Genomic DNA, 22,950 nt, shown 5'->3' with positions numbered 1-22,950 from the left:
GAAAAACAATGAAAAAACTAACCGCACTTTTTAATTTGCCTTCACTTCCCCAAGATATTGAAATTAATGAACTGGTTTTAGATAGTAGAAAAGTGAAAACCGGTGATCTGTTTGTTGCAATAAAAGGACATCAAGTTGATGCAACCTGTTTTATTGAACAGGCGATTTTAGCCGGTGCAAGTGCGATTGTCGCTGAAACCGGCTCGGTCGATATGCATTTAAGCGTAGTATATCAGCAGCAAAAACCAGTGATTTATTACTATAATTTGTCGTCAAATTTATCCGAGATTGCAGATAAATTTTATGATTCGCCGTCTAAAAAACTCACCCTTGTCGGTGTTACCGGCACAAATGGGAAAACAACCGTCTCTCAACTATTAGCGCAGTGGGTTAGGCACTTAGGGCATAAGTCGGCTGTAATGGGGACGATTGGAAACGGCTTATTAGGACAGGTTGTTGAAGCAAAAAATACTACGGGTTCACCGATCGAAATTCAATCTTCACTTGCTTCTTTTATTAATGCCAGTGCGGATTTTGTAGCGATTGAGGTTTCTTCTCACGGTTTAGTTCAACATCGGGTAGAGGCGTTAGATTTTAACGTTGCAATTTTTACAAATTTAAGCCGTGATCATTTAGACTATCACGGCACGATGGAAGATTACACACAAGCGAAAAAACGTTTTTTCTTTGACTTATCTCCCGATTTGCAAATTCTAAATGCAGATGATCCGGTAGGTGCGGAATGGCTAAAATCATTACCAAATGGCATTGCGGTCAGTTGTGAAGCAAATTTCCAACCAAATTCCAAACAATGGCTAAAAGCCGTCTCAGCCCGTTTTACTCACGAGGGGACGATTATTGATTTTACATCCAGTTGGGGAAATGGCACTCTGAACAGCCCGTTAATTGGTGCATTTAATGTGAGTAATTTACTATTAGCCATGGCGACATTGCTTGCATTAGGATACTCATTGGAGAGTTTAATCAATAGCGTTTCAACGTTACAAGGTGTTCGCGGCAGAATGGAAATGATCAAAGTTGAGGAAAAATCGGCAGTTATTGTCGATTATGCCCATACGCCGGACGCTTTGGAAAAAGCGCTTGTTGCCGCTCGTGAACATTGCAATGGCAAACTATGGTGCATTTTTGGCTGTGGTGGCGATCGTGATAGAGGTAAACGTCCGTTAATGGCAAAAGTTGCCGAGCAATTTGCTGATATGGTGATTGTAACCACAGATAATCCGCGTACCGAAGAGCCTGATCAAATTGAAGCGGATATTGTTTCCGGTTTTAGTAATATGGATAACGTCGGGTTAATTTCTGATCGTGCACAAGCAATTGAATTCGCTATTCAAGGGGCGCAGAAAAATGACCTCATTTTGATTGCGGGAAAAGGCCACGAGGATTATCAAATTGTAGGGAATGAAATCTTGCATTTTTCCGATCAAGAAACGGCTGAGTTTTATTTAACCCAATAAATTTATCTAATTAATTCATGATTAATTTAACGACACAGCAACTTGCTCAAATTCTCAATGGAAAATTAATAGGGAGTGAGCAGGTTATCATTGAAAACATCAATACGGATACACGTCATCCTATTCCTAATCATTTGTTTTTTGCGCTAAAAGGGGAAACATTTGATGCTCATCAATATCTTCATCAAGCAATCGAACAAGGGGCGGTTGCTTTAGTTGTTCAACACGCCGATCCTCATATTTCTATCCCACAACTTGTCGTAGAAAATACGCGTTTAGCTGTAGGTCAATTAGCCAAATGGTTGAGAGAAAAAATTAATCCTAAAGTTGTGGCGATGACGGGCTCTTCCGGAAAAACCACAGTAAAAGAAATGACGGCGAGTATTTTGCAACAAACGGCAGGAAATCCGGATGCCGTACTTTTTACCCAAGGGAATTTCAATAATGACATTGGTGTTCCGCTCACATTATTACGTTTGGAAGAAAAACATCGTTTTGCTGTGATTGAGCTGGGAGCAAACCATCAAGGTGAAATTGATTACACGACCGCTCTTGCCCAACCGGATGTGGCGTTAGTCAATAATGTTGCCGCAGCACATTTAGAGGGGTTTGGATCTTTAAAGGGTGTGGCACAAGCTAAGGGCGAGATTTATCGTGGTTTAACGGCAAATGGTGTTGCAATTATTAATGGTGAACATAATTATCTTGAACTTTGGCAAAAAGAAATCGGTGATCATCCCATTCAATATTTCAATGGCAAAGATTATTTTGCTAAAAATATTCAACATAATGAGCAAGGTTCAATTTTTACATTAGTTTCTCCACAAGGTGAAATTGAAATCCATCTTCCGTATTTAGGCGAACATAATGTCAAGAATGCGTTGGCGGCAGCCGCACTTTCAATGAATATCGGGGCTACGTTACCGGATGTTAAAAACGGGTTAGAGCAGCGCTCTCAAGTGAAAGGGCGTTTATTCCCGATTCGGGTTAATGAGAATTTATTATTATTAGACGATACCTACAATGCCAATCAAGATTCCCTTTGTGCGGCAATTGATGTTTTGAAATCCTATAAAGCCTTTCGCATTTTATGCGTGGGGGACATGAAAGAGTTAGGGGAAAATTCCCTCGAAATTCATCGTCAAGTAGGGCAATATGCAAAAACGGCTCAGCTTGATTTAATCTGCTCTTTTGGTTGTGAAAGTGCGGTCATTTCTGAGGCGGTTTTAGGCAAACATTTTACCGATAAAGTGGAAATGGTGGATTTTTTAGTTGATCTTATTGAGAAACAATTAAAACAAAATCGACATATCGTTGTGCTTGGCAAAGGCTCTCGCTCAATGAAAATGGAAGATGTGATTTATTCATTAAAGGATAAAATTAAATGTTAGTTTGGCTTGCTGAATTCCTTGTTCGTTATGAAACCGCATTTAATGCAATTTCATATATTACTGTGCGTGCAATTCTTGCATTATTGACCGCACTTTTTATTTCCCTTTGGATTGGGCCGAAGGTCATTAAGCGTTTGCAAATATTGAAATTTGGCCAAGAAGTGCGTAATGATGGACCGGAAAGCCATTTTGCGAAAAAAGGCACGCCAACTATGGGCGGTGTGATGATTCTTTTTGCAATTGGCATTAGTACAGTGTTATGGGCAAATTTAGCCAATCCTTATATCTGGATTTGTTTATTTGTGCTATTTGGTTACGGTGCAATCGGTTTTATTGATGATTACCGCAAGATCACACGTAAAAACACAGACGGTTTAATTGCACGTTGGAAATATTTCTGGATGTCCGTTGTTGCACTGGCAGCGATTATTTGGCTGTATTGGTTGGGACATGATACGGATGCAACCCGATTAGTGGTGCCGTTTTTCAAAGATATTATGCCGCAGTTAGGCTTATTTTATATTGTGTTGTCTTATTTTGTGATAGTGGGAACAGGTAATGCGGTTAATTTAACCGATGGATTAGACGGACTCGCTATTATGCCTACTGCATTGGTTGCCGGTGCTTTTGCCTTGATTGCATGGGCCACGGGTAACGTTAATTTTGCTGAATATTTACATATTCCTTATATCAAACACAGTTCTGAAGTGGTCGTATTTTGTACGGCGATTGTAGGCGCCGGATTGGGTTTCTTATGGTTCAATACTTATCCTGCACAAGTATTTATGGGGGATGTCGGTTCACTTGCATTAGGCGGTGCATTGGGCGTGGTTGCTATTTTAGTCAGGCAAGAATTTTTACTTGTGATTATGGGAGGGGTGTTTGTCGTCGAAGCACTTTCAGTCATTTTACAGGTTGGGTCTTACAAATTACGCAAACAACGAATTTTCAGGATGGCGCCGATTCATCATCATTTTGAATTAAAAGGCTGGCCTGAGCCGAGAGTGATTATTCGGTTTTGGATTATTTCGTTAATGTTAGTGTTGATGGGATTAGTCACGCTTAAATTGAGATAATCGATTCGCTCTTTCTTTTTGAAAGAGCGCATTCATTTTCTTTGCTTGTTGAAGAATACGATCCCGAAAAACACGTTTGGTTAAACGTTATTTAAAAAGTGCGGTTAAATTTGAGCGTAATTTTATCCAATAAGAAAGTCGATTTCTCATCAAATGAAAGCCGATATAAAAAACAGAATGAAATAGTAAGAAGTAAAAAATGAACAGTTACCAAAATAAAACCGTTACTATTATTGGATTGGGTAAAACAGGTTTGTCCTGTGTTGATTATCTTAACGCTCAACAGGCAAATATCCGTGTAATTGATACGCGAGAAAACCCCGTCGGTGCGGATAAACTTCCTAAAAATATTCCGCTTCATACCGGAAGCTTAAATCAACACTGGTTGAATGAAAGCGATATGATCGTCATCAGTCCGGGGCTTGCGGTAAAAACGCCGGAAATTCAGACCGCACTTTCATTAGGTGTAGAACTGGTGGGCGATATTGAATTATTTTGTCGTGCAGCTACAAAACCCATTGTGGCGATAACGGGCTCAAATGGAAAAAGTACAGTGACTACGCTAGTTTACGAGATGGCGAAAGCAGCGGGGCTGAAAGTAGGAATGGGGGGGAATATTGGTATTCCGGCACTTTCTTTACTGAATCAGGATTATGATCTTTACGTATTGGAATTATCCAGTTTTCAATTGGAAACAACATACAGTTTAAAAGCTACCGCAGCGACTGTTTTGAATGTGACGGAAGATCATATGGATCGTTATGTGGATTTAGAGGATTATCGTCAGGCTAAGTTGCGTATTTATCATCAGGCTGAAAGCGCAGTGGTGAATAACGAAGACAAATTGACTTTAGGTGGGGGTAACAATCAAGGGAAAAAGGTTGTTTCTTTTGCCGAACATAATGCGGATTATGATATTAAAACCGAGAATGGCAAACCGTGTTTAATGGTGAAAGATGAGGTGATTTTACCTTGTGATGAAATTATGCTGGTTGGTCGTCATAATTATATGAATGCCCTTGCAGCAGCGGCATTAGCGCAAGCCGTTGGGGTAAATTTAGAGGCAGTTCGTACCGCACTTCGACAATTTAGAGGACTGGATCACCGTTTTCAATTAGCCTATCAGGCAAATGGTGTGCGTTGGATTAATGATTCTAAGGCAACCAATGTGGGAAGTACCGTGGCCGCACTGACAGGTTTATTTGTCGAAGGTAAATTACACTTATTATTAGGTGGTGATGGAAAAGGCGCTGATTTTTCCGAATTAGCCGAGCTGATTAATCAACCTCATATTATTTGTTATTGTTTTGGGCGTGACGGGGCGGAACTGGCAAAACTTTCTCCGCAAAGCTATTTATTTGAAACGATGGCGCAAGCGATTGAGTTCTTGCGACCGACATTGCAAGTAGGCGATATGGTTCTATTATCACCGGCTTGCGCAAGTCTTGATCAATTCGCTTCTTTTGAAAAGCGTGGTGAAGAATTTACTCGTTTAGCACAATTAAATTAATTAATAGAGCAATGGAATTTATTCAAAAAATTAAACAGAACCTTGATAGTTGGACTAGAATTACGCCACAGGGATTATTATATGATCGGGCGTTGTTTTGGCTTTTTGTGATTTTATTGCTCATAGGTTTGATTGCGGTAACGTCAGCCTCTATTCCGTATAGCTCAAGATTATTTAATGATGCATTTTATTTTGCCAAACGTGATGCATTTTATGTGTTTCTCTCGCTTTTAACCTGTTATTTCAGCATGCAAATTTCGACCCAACAATGGGAAAAATGGCATGTTAAAATTTTTTTCTTAGCCATTGCATTACTATTTGCTGTACTTGTTATTGGTTCTTCCGTCAATGGTGCAAAACGTTGGATTTCTCTTGGTGTACTTAATTTTCAACCGGCAGAATTTGCTAAATTGGCGCTTGCCTGTTTCTTAGCGAGCTATTTTACCCGCCGTTACGATGAAGTGCGGTCAAATAAATTGAGTGCTTTTAAACCCTTCATTGTTATGGGAATAATGGGCGGATTTTTATTGGCTCAGCCGGATTTGGGGAGTACGGTCGTATTATTCGTTATTACCTTTGGTATGCTTTTTATTGTTGGAGCAAACTTCTGGCAATTTGTCGGTTTAGTTGTGACCGGCATATTATTGTTTGTCTGGCTAGTGCTTTCCGCCTCTTATCGTTTAAAACGTTTTACCGGTTTCCTAGAACCGTTTAAAGATCCTTATGGTACGGGATTTCAGCTGACTAACTCACTGATGGCATTCGGACGGGGGGAAATAACGGGGGAAGGTTTAGGTAATTCTATTCAAAAATTAGATTATTTACCGGAAGCACATACCGACTTCATTATGGCGATTATTGGTGAAGAATTCGGATTTATCGGTATTTTTGTGGTCGTTATTTTGTTAGGATTGTTGGTTTTCCGCGCATTAAAAATTGGGCGTGAATCACTCCAATTAGAACAACGTTTCCGTGGCTTCTTTGCTTTCGGTATCAGCTTTTGGATTTTCTTTCAAGGCTTTGTTAATTTAGGGATGGCGCTGGGTATGCTGCCAACAAAAGGTCTAACTTTCCCGTTAGTGAGCTACGGCGGTTCAAGTATTATTATTATGTCGGCAACGATTGGTATTTTATTGCGTATTGACCATGAAAACCGTTTACAGCGGGGCGGGCAAGCGCGTTTGCGTGATGATTAGGAATAAAAATGAATAAATCCAAAAAATTATTAGTCATGGCGGGAGGAACGGGCGGTCATGTTTTTCCGGCTATCGCGGTTGCTCAAACCTTACAGCAACAAGGATGGGAAATTTGCTGGCTTGGTACAAAAGATCGTATGGAGGCCAAACTAGTACCGGAACATGGTATTCCGATTCGTTTTATTCAAATTTCCGGTTTGCGGGGAAAAGGCATTAAAGCCTTATTAAGTGCACCTTTTGCTATTTTACGTGCAATATTTCAAGCGAAAAAAATTATCCAAGAAGAAAAGCCAAATGCCGTATTAGGGATGGGAGGTTATGTTTCCGGGCCCGGCGGTGTAGCGGCAAAATTGTGTGGTGTACCGATTATTCTACACGAGCAAAATGCCGTTGCCGGATTAACCAATAAATGGCTGGCAAAAATGGCAACCCGTGTATTACAAGCTTTTCCAAATGCGTTTCCGAATGCGGAAGTTGTCGGGAACCCTGTACGCCAACGTTTATTCCAAATGCCGTCACCGGAGGAACGTTTTTCCCATCATGGTGAAAAGTTACGCGTATTTGTGGTTGGCGGGAGCCAGGGGGCTCGGGTGTTGAATCAAACGCTGCCAAAAGTTGTCTCACAACTTGTGGATAGATTAGAGGTTCATCATCAAGTAGGAAAAGGCGCAGTTGAAGATGTAGCCGGATTTTATGGCGAAAATGCCTCGAAAATCAAAATTACAGAGTTTATTGATGATATGGCTGAAGCCTATGCGTGGGCGGATGTGGTGATTTGTCGTTCCGGGGCATTGACGGTATGCGAACTTGCCGCTGTCGGTACGCCGGCAATTTTTGTTCCGTTCCAACATAAAGATCGACAACAATATCTTAATGCAAAATATTTAGCCGATGTTGGGGCGGCCAAAATTGTAGAACAAAGTGATCTAACGCCGGATATTTTGGTTAATTATTTGCAGAATTTTACGCGTGATGAACTTTTACAGATGGCGATAAAAGCAAAATCTATGTCTGCACCATTGGCGGCTCAGCATGTCGCTAATGTAATTATTGAGAACGCAAAATAATAATATAAAAATCTTTGGGATTTTGACCGCACTTTTTCATCGGTCAAATATTTTCCGAAAGAGAGAAGGAAATAAGATGAAACATTCTCACGAAGAAATTAGAAAAATTATCCCTGAAATGCGCCGGGTTCAGCAAATTCATTTTATTGGTATCGGTGGTGCCGGTATGAGTGGGATTGCTGAAATTCTTCTGAATGAAGGCTATCGGATTTCAGGTTCGGATATCGCAGACGGTGCGGTTACCCAACGTCTTGCACAGGCTGGGGCAAACGTTTTTATTGGTCATAAAGCTGAAAATATTGATGGTGCGAGTGTTGTTGTTGTATCAAGTGCGATTCACGAAGATAATCCGGAGTTGGTTGCCGCAAAACAAAATCGTATTCCGGTGATCCAACGTGCGCAAATGTTAGCGGAAATTATGCGTTTTCGTCATGGTATTGCTGTGGCGGGAACGCACGGTAAAACCACTACAACGGCAATGCTGTCGATGATTTATACACAAGCAAAATTAGATCCTACCTTTGTGAATGGCGGATTAGTAAAATCTGCCGGAAAAAATGCCCACCTTGGTGTGAGCCGTTATTTAATCGCGGAAGCGGATGAAAGCGATGCTTCTTTCTTACATTTACAGCCGATGGTTTCTGTGGTAACGAATATTGAACCGGATCATATGGATACTTATGAAGGCGATTTTGAGAAAATGAAAGCCACTTATGTGAAATTTCTTCACAATCTCCCTTTCTACGGCTTAGCAATGATGTGTGCGGACGACCCTGTTTTAATGGAGCTGGCTCCGAAAGTGGGACGTCAGGTTATTACTTACGGTTTTAGTGAAAAGGCGGATTATCGTATTGAAGACTACGAGCAAATCGGTTTTCAGGGGCATTATAGAGTGGTTTGTCCGAATGGGGAATGTCTTAATATGCTGCTAAATGTACCGGGCAAACATAATGCGCTAAATGCTACAGCGGCGTTGGCGGTTGCTAAAGAAGAAGGAATTAATAATGAAGCGATTTTAGCGGCGCTTGCGGATTTCCAAGGTGCAGGGCGTCGTTTTGATCAGCTTGGTGAATTTATTCGTCCAAATGGAAAAGTACGTTTAGTGGATGATTATGGTCATCATCCAACCGAAGTTGGGGTAACGATTAAAGCGGCACGCGAAGGTTGGGGAAATAAGCGCATTGTGATGATTTTCCAACCGCATCGTTATTCACGAACCCGTGATTTATTTGATGATTTTGTTCAAGTGCTTTCACAAGTGGATGCGCTGGTTATGCTGGATGTTTATGCTGCCGGTGAAACACCAATTGTGGGGGCTGACAGTAAAGCACTTTGCCGTTCAATCCGTAATTTGGGTAAAGTAGATCCTATTTTGGTATCGGATACAGTGCAATTAGGCGAAGTGCTTGATCAAATTATTCAAGACGGTGATTTAATTTTAGCGCAAGGGGCCGGTAGCGTGAGTAAAATTTCTCGTGGTTTGGCAGATTCTTGGAAAAATTAGTGTAGGATACAAAAGTCTAAGCCTACAAAAATATGAAAATCAATCATAATGAATAGGATATAAAATGAATTTAAGACAAGAAAAAATTGCCGTGTTACTAGGTGGTACATCCGCTGAACGTGAAGTTTCTTTAAATTCCGGTAAAGCGGTTTTGGACGCTTTTGTCAGTCAAGGTTATAACGCCCATCCCATAGATCCAAAAGAATATGATGTTGTAAATCTTAAAAAAGACGGTTTTGATCGGGTATTTAATATTTTACATGGTCGTGGCGGTGAAGACGGAACTATGCAAGGCTTATTAGAGCAAATCGGTTTACCTTATACCGGCTGTGGCGTAATGGCATCCGCTTTGACGATGGATAAGATGCGTACCAAAATGCTGTGGAAAGCCTTTGGTTTACCTGTTGCCGAGATGGAAGTAGTTACACGTGATAATTTAGCTCAATTAGATCCGCAAGCAGTTGTGGAAAGATTGGGCTTACCATTAATGGTTAAACCTTCTTTAGAAGGTTCTAGCGTAGGTTTAACAAAGGTTAAAAGCGTAGAAAACTTAAAAAGTGCGGTTGAATTTGCACTTAAATTTGATAACACAATTTTGATTGAAGAATGGCTTGCCGGTGATGAATTAACGGTGCCGGTGTTAGACGGTCGGGTATTACCCGCAGTTCGTATCGTACCGGAAGGTGAATTTTATGATTATGAGGCAAAATATATTTCCGATAACACGAAATATTTTTGTCCGGCAGGATTAACCGCAGAACGTGAACAAGCATTGGCAATACTAGTCAAGCAGGCTTATGATGCCGTAGGCTGCCGTGGTTGGAGCCGTATTGATGTGATGTGTGATGCGAAGGGCGATTTCCGTTTGGTGGAGGTTAATACTAATCCGGGAATGACCAGTCATAGTTTATTCCCAAAATCGGCTGCCACAGCGGGCATTTCTTTTGAGCAACTTGTTGTGAATATTCTGGAGTTGAGCGCGCAATGAATGTGCTGAAACGTAAAAGCACGCCAAATACTCGATATGGTGAACCAAGGTTCAAATATTTTTTACAACTTCGTCTCTTGATTGCCATATTATGTATCGGATTTGGGTATTTTGTTTATTCAAATTGGCAAAATTGGTTGGAGAGTCTTGATTCTAAACCAATTAGTGCTTATGCGCTCGTCGGTAAAACAGAATTTACCGATTATGCGGATATTCAGGATGTTTTGCTTAAAATGGGGACATTAAAAGGCTTTTGGGGACAAGATGTTAAGGTTATTCAAGAACAGATTGAAACCTTACCTTGGATAAAAGGTGCGGTTGTTCGTAAAGTTTGGCCAAATCGTTTAAGTATTTGGCTGACGGAATATATTCCGGTCGCGATTTGGAATAAGACAGAGTTTGTCACAAAAGAGGGAACCGTCTTCCAATTGCCGCTGGAGCGTTTAAAAAATAAAGTGTTGCCTTATTTAGGTGGCCCGGATTATCAGAGCCCAAAAGTGCTTGAGGTATGGAATCAGATTTATGCCGATTTTAAGGCGAAAAATTTAAACGTAAAAGGTGTCACTATTGATGCGCGTGGTGCGTGGCAAGTTACACTTGATAATGATATAGTACTGAAATTAGGGCGTGGAGAATGGAAATCAAAACTCGAACGTTTTGTGACAATTTATCCACAAATTGAAGTTGAAGAAGGCAAGCGAATTGATTATGTCGATTTACGATATACATCGGGTGCAGCAGTCGGAATGACGGATAAATAAGATTTAGTGGGTGTAATAAAATATGGCAAAAGTGGTTGAAACAAAGGCAATTGTTGGACTTGAAGTCGGTACATCAAAAGTCGTTGCTGTCGTTGGTGAAGTATTACCTGATGGCGTAGTGAACGTATTGGGCGTTGGTAGCTGTCCTTCAAAGGGAATTGATAGCGGAAGTATTACGGATTTAGATGCGGTTGTGAGTTCTATTCAACGTGCTATTGAATCTGCCGAGTCAATGGCGGATTGCCAGATTATGAGTGTAACTTTGGCAATTACCGGAGAACATATTCAAAGTTTAAATGAAAATGGATTTGTTCCGATTGGTGAGAGTGAAGTGACGCAAGATGAAATCGATTCTGCTTTGCATAATGCAAGCACAATTAAATTGCCGGAAGGTGTTTCTTTATTACACGTCATCCCACAAGAATATGCGGTGGATCGTCAATTAAATATTAAAAACCCCCTTGGTTTACAAGGCGTTCGTTTGAATGCGCACGTACACTTAATCGCTTGTCATCAAGATTGGCAAAATAATTTAAAAAAAGCCGTGGAGCGCTGCGGATTACAAGTGGATAAAGTTGTATTCTCAGGTTTTGCTGCAACCCATTCGGTTTTAACTGAAGATGAAAAGGACCTTGGCGTTTGTTTGATTGATTTCGGTGCGGGTACAATGAATGTGATGGTTTTCACGAATGGCGCTTTACGTTTTAGTAAAGTTATTCCCTACGCCGGTAATATAGTGACTAATGATATTGCCCATGCTTGTACTATTTCGCGTGCAGAAGCAGAACGGGTTAAGGTGAACTATGCAAGTGCGGTATATCCGGCACGGTTACATGGCGATAAAAAGATTGAGGTTGCCAGTATCGGCGGTCGAGCCCCCCGCTCTTTAACCACAAGTGATTTATCTTTAATCACTTCAGCACGTTATACGGAACTTCTTGGTGTTGTGAAGGACGAATTAGATAAGCTAAAAGCGGATTTAGAAAGCAACCATATTAAATTTGAATTGATTGCTGGAGTTGTCATTACCGGTGGTGGTGCCCAAATTAAAGATTTAAAAGAGTGTGCGATGGATGTATTTGGTTGCCAAGTGCGAATCGGTAGTCCGTTAAATATTACTGGTTTAACTGATTATGTAAACCGTCCGCAATATTCAACTGTAATAGGGTTGTTACAGTATAGCCACAGCAATAGTGATGATCTTATCGGTAGCGATGACGATTCGGAAGGGAATATTTTCGGCACAATTTGGTCAGGCATTAAAAAAATCGCAAATAAAGTGCGGTCAGAATTTTGATTATTTTGAATTTTCATCTACAATACCAAACAGTTTAACTTTATTAGAATGCTAGCAGAGTATTAGCAGAACGGAGAACGCAAATGTTATACCCAGATTATGGTGATTTTGAAGAACAATCAGGCGCACTGATTAAGGTTGTCGGTGTTGGCGGCGGCGGCGGTAATGCCGTAAACCATATGGTTGCCAATATGATTAAACAAGACATTGGCGGTACTTTTCTTGGCGAAAATACTCTTGATAGCGAAGAGCATGGAAAAATTATTTTCTATGCAGTGAATACCGATGCACAAGCATTACGGAAAAGTCAAGTTCAGCAAACTGTGCAAATTGGTGGTGCGACAACGAAAGGTCTTGGCGCTGGGGCAAATCCTAATGTGGGGCGTAAAGCAGCGGAAGATGATCAAGAAGAAATCCGTAAAATGCTTGAAGGTGCCGATATGGTCTTTATTGCCGCCGGTATGGGCGGTGGTACCGGTACCGGTGCTGCACCTATTGTTGCTAAAGTAGCAAAAGAATTGGGTATTTTAACTGTTGCGGTTGTCACCAAACCATTCGCTTTTGAAGGTAAAAAGCGTATGCAATTCGCCGAATTAGGGATTAAGGATCTTGCTCAATATGTTGACTCAATGATCATTATTCCTAATCAGCAAATTCAAAAAGTTCTCCCTAAAAATGCAACGTTGATTGATGCATTTGCTGCTGCGAATGATGTACTGCGTAACTCTGTGATGGGTATTTCTGATATGATTACTTCACCGGGCATGATTAATGTTGACTTTGCCGATGTGAGAACTGTTATGTCGGAGATGGGACAGGCGATGATTGGCTTTGGTTCCGCTCATGGTGCACCAGGTGAAGGTCGTGCAGAGGAAGCGGCAAGAATTGCTGTACGCAATGATTTATTGGAAAAAGTTGATTTAACCAATGCTAAGGGGATTTTGATTAATATCACTGGCGGTTTTGATATTGCATTTGATGAGTTTAATGTAGTAGGTGATACTATTCATAGTTTTGCTTCGGAAGATGCAACAATTGTTGTAGGGACAACCTTAATACCGGAAATGAGTGATGAAATCCGCGTCACTATCGTTGCAACAGGTTTAGGTGAAATTACGCCAAATGAGACCATTCAGGTACAAAAAACGGCTCAATCGTTATCACCGCTTCACCAACCGGTAGAGGGGAGTTCACACTCGATTCCGTTAAGAACGCAGGAGCAACAACCTATTACAACATTTAGACAGCCTGAGCCGATACGTTCTCCGGAGAGAAACCCACAGCCGACAGATTATCGTAGTGGCTTGGAAAGACCAATCACTGAACGTTTGTCTTCTTTTAAAAAATTTGATCCAAACGCAATAGATCAAAATGATAAGTAATAAATAAAATCTTGTTGTGAAACAATAAGGTAAAGAGAATCATGATTAAACAAAGAACATTAAAACAAAGTGTTAAAGTAACCGGTATCGGTTTGCATAGCGGCAAAAAGGTGACCTTAACATTACGTCCGGCAATGCCAAATACCGGTGTGATTTACTGTCGTACCGATTTAAATCCGCCGGTAACATTCCCGGCGAATGCGGATTCTGTGAGAGATACGATGCTTTGTACCGCACTTGTCAATGAACAAGGCGTTCGTGTTTCAACTGTTGAACATTTAAACGCGGCATTAGCGGGTCTCGGTATTGATAATATTATTATTGAAGTAGATGCACCTGAAATTCCGATTATGGATGGTAGTTCAAGTCCGTTTATTTACTTGTTGTTAGATGCCGGTATTGAAGAGCAAAACGCAGCGAAGAAATTTATTCGTATCAAACAAAAAGTGCGGGTAGAAGATGGAGATAAATGGGCGGAGTTTACTCCTTGCAATGGTTTCCGTTTAGATTTCACTATTGATTTTGAACATCCTGCCATTGGTAAAAATGTGCGTAACTATGTGATGGATTTTTCAGCCCAAGCATTTGTTCACCAGATCAGTCGCGCAAGAACCTTTGGTTTTATGAAAGATATAGAATATCTTCAATCCCGAGGTCTAGCGCTTGGCGGTAGTTTAGACAATGCGATTGTATTGGATGATTACCGTATTTTGAATGAAGAAGGATTGCGTTTTAAAGATGAGTTGGTTCGTCATAAAATGTTGGATGCCATTGGGGATCTTTATATGGCGGGTTACAACATTATCGGCGATTTCAAAGCCTATAAATCGGGTCATGGTCTAAATAACAAGTTGCTTCGGGCGGTTATTGCAAATCAGGAAGCGTGGGAATTTGTTACCTTTGAAGATAAGGAACAGGCGCCACACGGGTATGTTACACCAGCCCAAGTGCTGATTTAATTATTGTTGGTTAAAAAGCTATATTTCCCTAAAAGAAGTATAGCTTTTTTATTTTATTCGCTCTAGAAAGAGCGGTTAATTTAGGATGAGTTTTCATGAAAAAGTTATTCACAGTTTTGCCTTTAGCTCTTGCAACGTCTGCTGTAATGGCATACGAGCAGGATAAAACCTACCACTTCACACTTCTTCACACTAATGATACCCATGGGCATTTTTGGCCGAATAATAAAGGCGAATATGGTTTTCCTGCACAAAAAACAATTATTAATCGAGTGAAAGCTGAGGTAGAGAAAAAAGGTGGTTCGGTTATTTTATTAAATGCGGGTGATTTTAATACCGGTGTGCCTGAATCGGATATGCAAAATGCCGAACCGGATATCCAAGCAATGAATGCAATGGGCTATGAAGCAACGGTATTGGGCAATCACGAGTTTGACAATCCATTGCAAATGCTTGCAATGCAAGAATCTTGGGCAACTTTCCCTTTCTTATCTGCAAATGTGTTCAACAAGAAAACGAATCAACCGCTTGTTAAACCTTATATCGTTTTAGACAAACTGGGATTAAAAGTTGCCGTTGTTGGTTTAACCACAGAAGATACGGCAAAACTCGGTAATCCTGAATATACCGGCAATGTTATCTTTAAAGATCCGACAGAAACGGCAAAAGAAACCTTAAAAACACTGACTGAAAATGAAAAACCGGATGTAAAAATTGCACTCACCCACATGGGCTATTATTACGATGCACAACACGGATCGAATGCACCGGGTGATGTATCGCTTGCACGTAATTTAGATAAAGGTGCATTTGATATGATAGTTGGCGGACATAGCCACGATCCTGTTTGTGTGGATGAAAAAGGCGTATGGATTAAGGATTATAAACCAACACAATCTTGCAAACCGGATTATCAAAACGGTACTTGGATTATGCAAGCTTATGAATGGGGTAAATATGTCGGACGTGCGGATTTTGAGTTTAAAAATGGTGAATTAAAACTTGCCAATTATGAATTAATTCCGGTGAATTTGAAGAAGAAAGTAACAAAAGAAGATGGCAAAACCGAATACATTAATTATGGTGAAGTCATTCCTCAAGATCCTGAAATAGAAAAATTGTTAAAAAGCTATCAAAATAAAGGGGATGAATTACTAGGACGCGAGCTTGGGGAGTTAAAAGGCAAATTAGAAGGGGATCGTAATGTTATTCGTTTTAAACAAACTAACCTTGGTCATTTAATTGCAGAAGCACAGAGAGAACGTGCTGGTGCAGATATTGGCATTATGAATTCAGGCGGTATCCGAGATTCTATCCAAGCGGGTAAAGTCACTTATCGTGATATTTTAAAAGTGCATCCGTTTGGTAATATTGTAAGTTATGTGGATTTAACTGGTAAGGAATTACTTGATTATTTAAATGTAGTTGCATTAAAAGAGGTTGATTCCGGCGCTTATGCACAATATTCCGGTATTTCTATGGTGGTAAATAAAGCTGCTCAAAAAGTGGAAAACGTGAAAATTCAAGGTAAATCACTGGATTTATCGAAAATTTATCGGGTTTCTTTACCTAGTTATAATGCAGCAGGCGGCGATGGTTATCCTGTTGTTACTAAAAATCCTACTTTCTTAAATACGGGGTTTATTGATGCTGAAGTGCTCGCTAAATATATTTGGAAAAATTCACAAAAAATTCCACTTGATGCATCAAAATATGATCCAAAAGACGCAGTGATTTTTAAATAGGGATAATTATGGCTTTAGAATTGTCTGAAATAAGACAGCAAATTACACAAATAGATCGAAATCTTTTGAAGTTGCTTTCCGAACGTCATCGTTTGGCTTTTGATGTGGCAAGAAGTAAGGAAATAAGCCAAAAAGCTTTGCGTGATGAGGAACGGGAGCAACAGCTTTTACAAGAGCTTATACAATTTGCAGAGAATGGAAATTATCAGCTTGAACCACAATATATCACCTCAATTTTCCAAAAGATTATTGAGGATTCCGTATTAACTCAGCAAGTCTATTTACAAAATAGATTGAATGAGCAACGTAGCCAAAATTTGCATATCGCTTTTTTGGGGAAACGGGGATCTTATTCTAATTTAGCCGCACGTAATTATGCTGCACGTTATCAAAAGCAGTTTATCGAACTCGGTTGCCAATCCTTTGAGCAAGTATTTGAAAAAGTGAAAAATGGCGAAGCGGATGTTGGTATTCTTCCCTTAGAAAATACGACCTCAGGAGCTATCAATGAGGTCTATGATTTGCTTCAACATACGGATTTATTCCTCGTTGGCGAGCTTGCTTACCCGATTAAACACTGTGTTTTAGTTAGTGAGACGACGAATTTGAGCCAAATTGATACTTTATATAGCCATCCGCAAGTGATTCAGCAATGCAGCCAATTTATTCATAGCTTAGATCGAGTTCATATTGAATATTGTGAAAGCAGTTCACATGCTATGCAGTTGGTATCAAGTTTGAATAAGCCAAATATTGCTGCATTAGGTAATGAAGATGGTGGAAAACTATATGGCTTAAGCGTATTAAAAACGAATGTTGCGAATCAAGAAAACAACATTACCCGTTTTATTGTAGTATCAAGAGAGGCGCATAAAGTTTCCCCGCAAATTCACACTAAAACTTTATTGTTGATGACCACACCACAACAAGCCGGTTCTTTGGCTGATGCACTTTTGATATTTAAAAAATATCAAATTAATATGACGAAGCTTGAGTCTCGCCCTATTTACGGTAAACCTTGGGAAGAAATGTTTTATTTGGAAATTGAAGCGAATATTCATCATCCGGATACTCAAGAAGCTTTGGAAGAGTTGAAAAAACATAGTAATTACTTAAAAATTTTAGGTTGCTATCCAAGTGAGATTGTAAAACCTGCCAATATCTAACAAAAAGAGCGGTCGTAAAAATCAGTGTTTTTATGACCGCTCTTTTTTAGCATTAAATCTGTAAATAAATATCGCAGAAAAAATTAATAAACATCCGATTATTTTTGTGGGGAAAATATTTTCTTTTAATACTAGCCAACCTAATATCAATGTCCATACTGGTTCTAATAACATAATAATTGCAGCAGTATTGACATGACATCTTCTTTGAGCAACTGTTTGTAATAGTACGCGAATATTTGTAGCGACTAGAACGCTAGCTAAGAACCAAAACCATGTTTCAGTTGGAGGGGGAAGCCATTGTTCAAATAATAAAGAATAAATACTGGCAGATATGCCTACAATACCTAGTTGTATTGTTGTGAGAGGCAGCGAATCAACTTCTTTCGCATATTGATTATTTAATACAAAATAAAGTGCCGCACTTATCGAACTAAATAAAAACAAGATATTGCTCAGGGAGAAATGTATAAATCCTTGTTTAATTGATAAGAAATATAATCCTAATGTAGCTATAGGTAAAGCAAACCAAAATGTTATTTTAGGCTGATGTTTAAATAAAAGCCAAGAGGTTAGCGGTGCTATAAGCATTGACAAGCTATAAATAAATGCACTTTCACCTAAGTCTTCGCTATAAATTAATCCACTAATCCATAAAATCATCGTGACGATATAAGCAAGTCCAACAGAACTCGCTTTTAATTGTTGTGATCTTCCAAGAGATTTTATTGCGTGAAAGGAAAAAGGAAGAAAGATGAGAGCCGCTAAGCTAAATCTTAAACCAATAAATCCCATTGTTGGCATATCTTCTAAAGAATATTTAGAAAAGAACCAACCTGATGCAGCAATAAATGTCACAATCAAGAGAAGCATTTCGCCAGTGTATTTTTTCATCTCACTAGATAAATCAGCACTTGATTGAAGTGCTGATTTCCTTTTTATTTAGACCCATAAATTAGAATTGTTCAAACATTAGAAGCATAGTTATCTTTTATTATGTCTTTTTGAAAAAAGTGAAAGGTAATAATGTTAGAATGATCAACGCTTTTCATTGGTTATTCCTTAATAGAAAAGTGCTATTTATTAAAATACACTTTCTTTAACGCCATTTCTAACCCACGAAATTCGGCTAAACCTTTTAATCGTCCAATGGCGGAATACCCCGGGTTGGTTTTTTTATGTAAATCATCTAACATCTGATGGCCGTGATCCGGACGCATTGGGATTAAACGGGTTTCACCATGATTTAAGCGGCGATATTCTTCAGTGAGTAATGCTTTTACCACATTAAACATATCCACATCGCCTTCTAAGTGCGCCGCTTCATGGAAACTAAAAGGATTGTCTTCACGTTGGGTTGAACGTAAATGGGCGAAGTAAATTCTATCGGCAAATTGCTCGGTCATTTTTACTAAATCATTGTCAGATCGCACGCCATAAGAGCCGGTACACATGGTAAACCCGTTTGCCGGTAACGGTTGGGTTTCCACAAACCACTGCATATCTTCAATGGTCGAGACAATACGCGGTAACCCTAAAATCGGGCGTGGCGGATCGTCAGGATGAATGGCCATTTTAATGCCGACCTCTTGTGCAACCGGCATAATTTCATTTAAGAAATAAGCCAAATGGGTGCGGAACGTTTCAGGTGAAATCGCGTTATAACGATCTAATTGAGCTTGAAATTCATCAAGCGTATAGCCTTCTTCCGCACCCGGTAAGCCGGCGATAATATTACGTGTTAATTGCTCGATATCTTGCGCAGACATCTTGTCATAATAGCGTTTCGCAGCCGCTTGTTCTTCTTGATTATAAATTTGTTCTGCGCCCGGGCGTTTTAAAATATGAAGTTCAAATGCGGCGAAAGCAATATGATCAAAACGTAATGCTTTAGAACCGTCTGGCAATTCATAGGCTAAATCGGTGCGTGTCCAGTCTAAAACGGGCATAAAATTGTAGCAAACAGTGTCAATACCGCATTGTGCTAAGTTGCGCAGCGTTTGTTTGTAGTTATCAATCCATTTTTGATAATTGCCGGTTTGTGTTTTAATTTCTTCATGAACCGGCACACTCTCCACGACAGACCAAGTGAGGCCGGCATTTTCCACTTCGGCTTTCCGCTTTTCAATTTCTTCAATACACCACACCTCTCCGTTGGGAATATGGTGAAGAGCGGTCACAATACCGGTCGCCCCGGCCTGACGAATATCGGATAAAGAAACCGGATCTTTGGGGCCATACCAACGCCATGTTTGTTCCATTTTTAAACTCCTCTTATATTTTTAACGATCGACAACAATCGGACTCATATTAAATAAATAACCGTCAAAATTCGGGTCATCGACATCCGATAACTCAAAAAGTTTTTGTTTAACGTTTTCTAAATGTTGCCACATTGCTTTTTTTGCCATTGCAGGATCTTTTCTCTGCAAAGCGGTAATAATATTTTCGTGATCTTGCAACCAAAGATGACGATAGCTTTGATTTGGAATGTGAAGATGAAGTCCTTTCCACATTTGGCTATTGGTACGAAGGTCCCATAATGCTTTTTGCATTTGTAAGATGACTTCATTTTGCGTAATTTCTGCGATGGTGCGATGAAAATCTTCGTCTGCGACATAATCTTCATCCCCCTTTTCAAGGGTGCTTCGTTCTCTCGCTAGAATATCTTTTAGTTTAGTAATATCGGCTCGTGTCACTTGTAATGCGGCAAATTCGGCAATACTACTTTCTAATAACTGGCGGGCTTGTAAAAGTTCAAAAGGCCCGACATCAACCTTATCTAAAAAGTCATCATTGCTTGCTGTTCGTTGTGGCAAGGCAATCACATAGACACCGGAACCTTTACGAACTTCAACAAGATTCTCTAACTCAAGCATAATGATGGCTTCTCGAATAACTGTGCGGCTTACATCAAAATAATCGGCTAAATCACGTTCGGCAGGTAATTTATCGCCGATTTGATACTGGTGATTATTTAGCTGTTCTTTCAGTTCATTGCCTATTTTTTTATAGGAGCGTAAGTCATTGATGTTCATGATTTTTTCCTAATATTAATTTAATAAACTCAATTTGTAGTTTGGATTGATTACCTTACCATTAATGATGAGTTTTCGATTTTCTTTTTCAGGAAGACGAAAATTAATCTCATGATATTGTGGTAAATAATCGCCGCATTTCTCTACAGTGAGTTCTATTGTTTGGCTAGTACATTTTAGATGAATATCCAGTTTCAAGAATTTACCTTGTAAATAATCGAAACTTTCACCATCATCATCAAAAAGGGTGATATTTCTCTCTCCTTGATTAATAAAAGGCATAATTAATAATTCTCGATAATCATCGGATAATGTATTTTTGTGCCCTTTTCTTGCCATTGGAATAATACTTCCCGCTCTTAAAAATAATGGGATTTTTTCTAATGGCGCATCAACTGTGATCTTTTCGCCGCCATTAAACCATTTGTATGTGTAAAAGTCATACCAGCCGGTAAAATTTTGTGGAAGATAAACATCGCGTTTTCTTTGATTCGGTTCAACGACAGACGCAACTAATAAATCTTCATCAAACAGATAATCATCATTTTCTTCAAAGGTATTTATATCATGCTCATGGTCAAGAAATGTTGGACGTAACATTGGTTCATAATCATGATGTGCTTTCCACAACGCATTGTACAAATAAGGCATTAAAGAATAACGTAATTGGATAGCATCACGAATGATATTTGTCATTTCAGGATACATCCATGGTTCATTCACCGTTTTATCATCATTCCAAGAGTGAATCGTAAATCTTGGATGCATTACACCATTTTGAACCCAACGAACAAATAATTCAGGATCCGGCTTATTACCGGAGAAACCGCCCACGTCATGTCCTATGTTATAAAGACCGGAAAGACTCATTCCCAGTCCCATTTTTATGTTATAACGCAGCGTATTCCAATTTGTGCGGTTATCACCTGACCATGTTTGAACGTAACGGTTCATTCCCGGTGAGCCGGAACGGGATATTAAATAAGGGCGTTTATTTGGCGCATGTTCTAATTGAGCTTCGTAAGATGATTTCATCATCAAGAGTGGTTGTAACGGGCGTAACAATTTTATTGGCATACCTGTACCAAAATAATGACACTTAGCGTAGTTATCCCACACTTCAAATTCATTATTGTCATTCCACGTAGAATTAATGCCGTAATCCAATAATTGTTGCTTTACATTCGCTTTCCACCAATTTACGGTATCCATATTTGTAAAATCGAGATGAGATCCTTCGTCATCCCAAAACATCGATCTTTCAGGGGTATCTGATTCAGAATCTTTAATGAATAAGCCAAGTTTTTCGACTTCTTGATAACGCGGATGATCTTGTAGTAAACAAGGTTTAATATTGGCTGCTAATTTCATACCCGCATCATGGAAATGTTTTGTCATTTCTTTTGGGGTTGGAACTTTGTCATAATTCCAGTTGAAAACATAACGTTTTCCATTAATGGATGTGTAGCCAGAAGATAGCTGGAATGAGTCGCAAGGAATATCATGATCATCACATAAATCCACAAACTTTTTGAGTTGCTCTTGTGCATTCGGTGCATCGGTATAGTGCATCGTTGAACCACTGTAGCCTAAGCTCCATTTCGGGCCAAAGATAGTACCGCCTGTCAGCTTGCAATATTTTTTAGTCACATCAAGTACTTTGGGGCCAAGAATGACGTAGTAATCTAGATCTCCATCTTCAGCTTTATAGTGACGATAGTAACTATGGTAATTGTCAATTTCACTGCCTAAGATAAACCAGCAAGGTGCAAGGCTATCGTAATACAGGCCATAACTGACTTCCGGTGCATGTGTGATATAGAATGGAATATGCTTATAAAGCGGATCCGTATATTCTGCGTTATAGCCCATTGCATCAATATTACGCATTTCAAAGCGACGGCCATGACGATTTAAATTACCGGTTTTTTCACCAAGTCCATAATAATGCTCTCGCATATCGCGTTGTAAATAATGAGAAACTTCAGTATTTGAAATCCCCATTAAATAAGCGCCGGTTTTTCTATCGCTAAATAGTGGTTTCCATTCCCCATCTTGTTTATATTGCCATTCCAAATAAAGAGGGTAGTGCACCGTTACTTTTAAAAGTGCGGTTGAAATTTCGAGTGTTTTTTCTGTTTGCTTAATCTCATAATCAGGGCAAGAAAAACCATCTAATGACCACTTGTCTCTGCCTTGCCAAGCAACATCGGCTTGATTAGGGGTAATTGCCCAAGTGTGAGGTACCGTAAAAGTATTATTTTTAGTGAATGCAACACGTAGCAGATCATTTTCTAATACAAAAATATGCATCTGATAACCATGATCGCAGGCAATATCAATCCGATGATGATTTTCCACAAACTGCCAATTTTTAACCGCTTTCATCTTA

At 39.5% G+C, this 22,950-nt stretch carries 18 protein-coding genes; 14 read left to right on the top strand and 4 right to left on the bottom strand.

All coding sequences use genetic code 11. The features are described 5' to 3' along the window. Positions 1 to 8 precede the first annotated feature (8 nt). From murE to PNEUHYL_RS08420, 14 genes are all read left to right on the top strand, one after another. Positions 9 to 1,478, top strand: a complete 1,470-nt coding sequence (gene murE / locus PNEUHYL_RS08485; protein WP_059367148.1) for a UDP-N-acetylmuramoyl-L-alanyl-D-glutamate--2,6-diaminopimelate ligase — start codon at positions 9 to 11, stop codon at positions 1,476 to 1,478. Between the two features lie 17 nt (positions 1,479 to 1,495). After that, positions 1,496 to 2,869, top strand: a complete 1,374-nt coding sequence (gene murF / locus PNEUHYL_RS08480) for a UDP-N-acetylmuramoyl-tripeptide--D-alanyl-D-alanine ligase (RefSeq protein ID WP_059367146.1) — start codon at positions 1,496 to 1,498, stop codon at positions 2,867 to 2,869. Then, entirely contained in the window at positions 2,863 to 3,945 is a 1,083-nt protein-coding gene (gene mraY / locus PNEUHYL_RS08475) for a phospho-N-acetylmuramoyl-pentapeptide-transferase (RefSeq protein ID WP_059367144.1), read from the top strand. The genes murF and mraY overlap by 7 nt, the downstream gene beginning before the upstream one ends. Before the next feature lie 199 nt (positions 3,946 to 4,144). After that, complete coding sequence (gene murD, locus PNEUHYL_RS08470; protein ID WP_059367142.1) at positions 4,145 to 5,455, top strand: UDP-N-acetylmuramoyl-L-alanine--D-glutamate ligase; 1,311 nt, start codon at positions 4,145 to 4,147, stop codon at positions 5,453 to 5,455. 11 nt (positions 5,456 to 5,466) lie between these two features. Further along, positions 5,467 to 6,651 carry a putative lipid II flippase FtsW gene (gene ftsW, locus PNEUHYL_RS08465; RefSeq protein WP_059367140.1) on the top strand — a complete coding sequence of 395 codons (1,185 nt, stop codon included), beginning with the start codon at positions 5,467 to 5,469 and terminating at the stop codon, positions 6,649 to 6,651. A gap of 8 nt (positions 6,652 to 6,659) precedes the next feature. Beyond that, the gene (gene murG / locus PNEUHYL_RS08460; protein ID WP_059367138.1) at positions 6,660 to 7,718 is read left to right on the top strand and encodes an undecaprenyldiphospho-muramoylpentapeptide beta-N-acetylglucosaminyltransferase; all 1,059 of its coding nucleotides are present in this window, start codon (positions 6,660 to 6,662) and stop codon (positions 7,716 to 7,718) included. A 76-nt stretch (positions 7,719 to 7,794) separates the two neighbouring features. After that, entirely contained in the window at positions 7,795 to 9,222 is a 1,428-nt protein-coding gene (gene murC, locus PNEUHYL_RS08455) for a UDP-N-acetylmuramate--L-alanine ligase (protein ID WP_059367137.1), read from the top strand. A gap of 64 nt (positions 9,223 to 9,286) precedes the next feature. After that, positions 9,287 to 10,210 (top strand): D-alanine--D-alanine ligase, encoded by a 924-nt coding sequence (locus PNEUHYL_RS08450; RefSeq protein WP_059367135.1) that lies wholly within the window; start codon positions 9,287 to 9,289, stop codon positions 10,208 to 10,210. Further along, on the top strand, positions 10,207 to 10,971 hold the full coding sequence (locus PNEUHYL_RS08445; RefSeq protein ID WP_059367133.1) for a cell division protein FtsQ/DivIB: 765 nt from the start codon (positions 10,207 to 10,209) through the stop codon (positions 10,969 to 10,971). The genes PNEUHYL_RS08450 and PNEUHYL_RS08445 overlap by 4 nt, the downstream gene beginning before the upstream one ends. Positions 10,972 to 10,993: 22 nt before the next feature. Further along, positions 10,994 to 12,268, top strand: a complete 1,275-nt coding sequence (ftsA, locus tag PNEUHYL_RS08440) for a cell division protein FtsA (protein ID WP_059367132.1) — start codon at positions 10,994 to 10,996, stop codon at positions 12,266 to 12,268. 83 nt (positions 12,269 to 12,351) lie between these two features. Further along, positions 12,352 to 13,650, top strand: a complete 1,299-nt coding sequence (gene ftsZ / locus PNEUHYL_RS08435) for a cell division protein FtsZ (protein WP_059367130.1) — start codon at positions 12,352 to 12,354, stop codon at positions 13,648 to 13,650. A gap of 41 nt (positions 13,651 to 13,691) precedes the next feature. Then, positions 13,692 to 14,609: a UDP-3-O-acyl-N-acetylglucosamine deacetylase gene (lpxC, locus tag PNEUHYL_RS08430; RefSeq protein WP_059367128.1), complete on the top strand. Its 918-nt coding sequence runs from the start codon at positions 13,692 to 13,694 to the stop codon at positions 14,607 to 14,609. 95 nt (positions 14,610 to 14,704) lie between these two features. Beyond that, positions 14,705 to 16,354, top strand: a complete 1,650-nt coding sequence (gene ushA, locus PNEUHYL_RS08425) for a bifunctional UDP-sugar hydrolase/5'-nucleotidase UshA (protein WP_059367126.1) — start codon at positions 14,705 to 14,707, stop codon at positions 16,352 to 16,354. A gap of 8 nt (positions 16,355 to 16,362) precedes the next feature. After that, positions 16,363 to 17,520, top strand: a complete 1,158-nt coding sequence (locus PNEUHYL_RS08420; RefSeq protein ID WP_059367125.1) for a chorismate mutase — start codon at positions 16,363 to 16,365, stop codon at positions 17,518 to 17,520. A 30-nt stretch (positions 17,521 to 17,550) separates the two neighbouring features. Here PNEUHYL_RS08420 and PNEUHYL_RS08415 read toward each other — a convergent pair whose 3' ends face one another. The 4 genes from PNEUHYL_RS08415 to PNEUHYL_RS08400 all read right to left on the bottom strand — a co-directional run bounded on the left by PNEUHYL_RS08415 (position 17,551) and on the right by PNEUHYL_RS08400 (position 22,946). Next, positions 17,551 to 18,414 (bottom strand): DMT family transporter, encoded by an 864-nt coding sequence (locus PNEUHYL_RS08415; protein ID WP_059367123.1) that lies wholly within the window; start codon positions 18,412 to 18,414, stop codon positions 17,551 to 17,553. Between the two features lie 182 nt (positions 18,415 to 18,596). After that, positions 18,597 to 19,781 carry a mannonate dehydratase gene (gene uxuA / locus PNEUHYL_RS08410; RefSeq protein ID WP_059367118.1) on the bottom strand — a complete coding sequence of 395 codons (1,185 nt, stop codon included), beginning with the start codon at positions 19,779 to 19,781 and terminating at the stop codon, positions 18,597 to 18,599. A 21-nt stretch (positions 19,782 to 19,802) separates the two neighbouring features. Then, on the bottom strand, positions 19,803 to 20,558 hold the full coding sequence (locus PNEUHYL_RS08405) for an FCD domain-containing protein (RefSeq protein ID WP_059367114.1): 756 nt from the start codon (positions 20,556 to 20,558) through the stop codon (positions 19,803 to 19,805). Positions 20,559 to 20,573: 15 nt separating this feature from the next. Then, a complete protein-coding gene (locus PNEUHYL_RS08400; RefSeq protein WP_059367111.1) occupies positions 20,574 to 22,946 on the bottom strand; it encodes a glycoside hydrolase family 31 protein in 2,373 nt (790 codons plus the stop codon). Between the last annotated feature and the right edge of the window lie 4 nt (positions 22,947 to 22,950).

The sequence above is a fragment of the Rodentibacter caecimuris genome, from assembly GCF_001019715.1.
In the GTDB taxonomy this organism is placed as follows: Bacteria; Pseudomonadota; Gammaproteobacteria; order Enterobacterales; family Pasteurellaceae; genus Rodentibacter; species Rodentibacter caecimuris.
The sequence above is the reverse complement of the archived record's forward strand: the minus strand, read 5'-3'. Positions and strand labels throughout refer to the sequence as shown.

Excerpts from the sequence above, each read along its gene's own strand:
- murE (WP_059367148.1), top strand. The coding sequence starts at position 9 with ATGAAAAAACTAACCGCACTTTTTAATTTGCCTTCACTTCCCCAAGAT.
- murF (WP_059367146.1), top strand. The coding sequence starts at position 1,496 with ATGATTAATTTAACGACACAGCAACTTGCTCAAATTCTCAATGGAAAA.
- mraY (WP_059367144.1), top strand. The coding sequence starts at position 2,863 with ATGTTAGTTTGGCTTGCTGAATTCCTTGTTCGTTATGAAACCGCATTT.
- murD (WP_059367142.1), top strand. The coding sequence starts at position 4,145 with ATGAACAGTTACCAAAATAAAACCGTTACTATTATTGGATTGGGTAAA.
- ftsW (WP_059367140.1), top strand. The coding sequence starts at position 5,467 with ATGGAATTTATTCAAAAAATTAAACAGAACCTTGATAGTTGGACTAGA.
- murG (WP_059367138.1), top strand. The coding sequence starts at position 6,660 with ATGAATAAATCCAAAAAATTATTAGTCATGGCGGGAGGAACGGGCGGT.
- murC (WP_059367137.1), top strand. The coding sequence starts at position 7,795 with ATGAAACATTCTCACGAAGAAATTAGAAAAATTATCCCTGAAATGCGC.
- PNEUHYL_RS08450 (WP_059367135.1), top strand. The coding sequence starts at position 9,287 with ATGAATTTAAGACAAGAAAAAATTGCCGTGTTACTAGGTGGTACATCC.
- PNEUHYL_RS08445 (WP_059367133.1), top strand. The coding sequence starts at position 10,207 with ATGAATGTGCTGAAACGTAAAAGCACGCCAAATACTCGATATGGTGAA.
- ftsA (WP_059367132.1), top strand. The coding sequence starts at position 10,994 with ATGGCAAAAGTGGTTGAAACAAAGGCAATTGTTGGACTTGAAGTCGGT.
- ftsZ (WP_059367130.1), top strand. The coding sequence starts at position 12,352 with ATGTTATACCCAGATTATGGTGATTTTGAAGAACAATCAGGCGCACTG.
- lpxC (WP_059367128.1), top strand. The coding sequence starts at position 13,692 with ATGATTAAACAAAGAACATTAAAACAAAGTGTTAAAGTAACCGGTATC.
- ushA (WP_059367126.1), top strand. The coding sequence starts at position 14,705 with ATGAAAAAGTTATTCACAGTTTTGCCTTTAGCTCTTGCAACGTCTGCT.
- PNEUHYL_RS08420 (WP_059367125.1), top strand. The coding sequence starts at position 16,363 with ATGGCTTTAGAATTGTCTGAAATAAGACAGCAAATTACACAAATAGAT.
- PNEUHYL_RS08415 (WP_059367123.1), bottom strand. The coding sequence starts at position 18,414 with ATGAAAAAATACACTGGCGAAATGCTTCTCTTGATTGTGACATTTATT.
- uxuA (WP_059367118.1), bottom strand. The coding sequence starts at position 19,781 with ATGGAACAAACATGGCGTTGGTATGGCCCCAAAGATCCGGTTTCTTTA.
- PNEUHYL_RS08405 (WP_059367114.1), bottom strand. The coding sequence starts at position 20,558 with ATGAACATCAATGACTTACGCTCCTATAAAAAAATAGGCAATGAACTG.
- PNEUHYL_RS08400 (WP_059367111.1), bottom strand. The coding sequence starts at position 22,946 with ATGAAAGCGGTTAAAAATTGGCAGTTTGTGGAAAATCATCATCGGATT.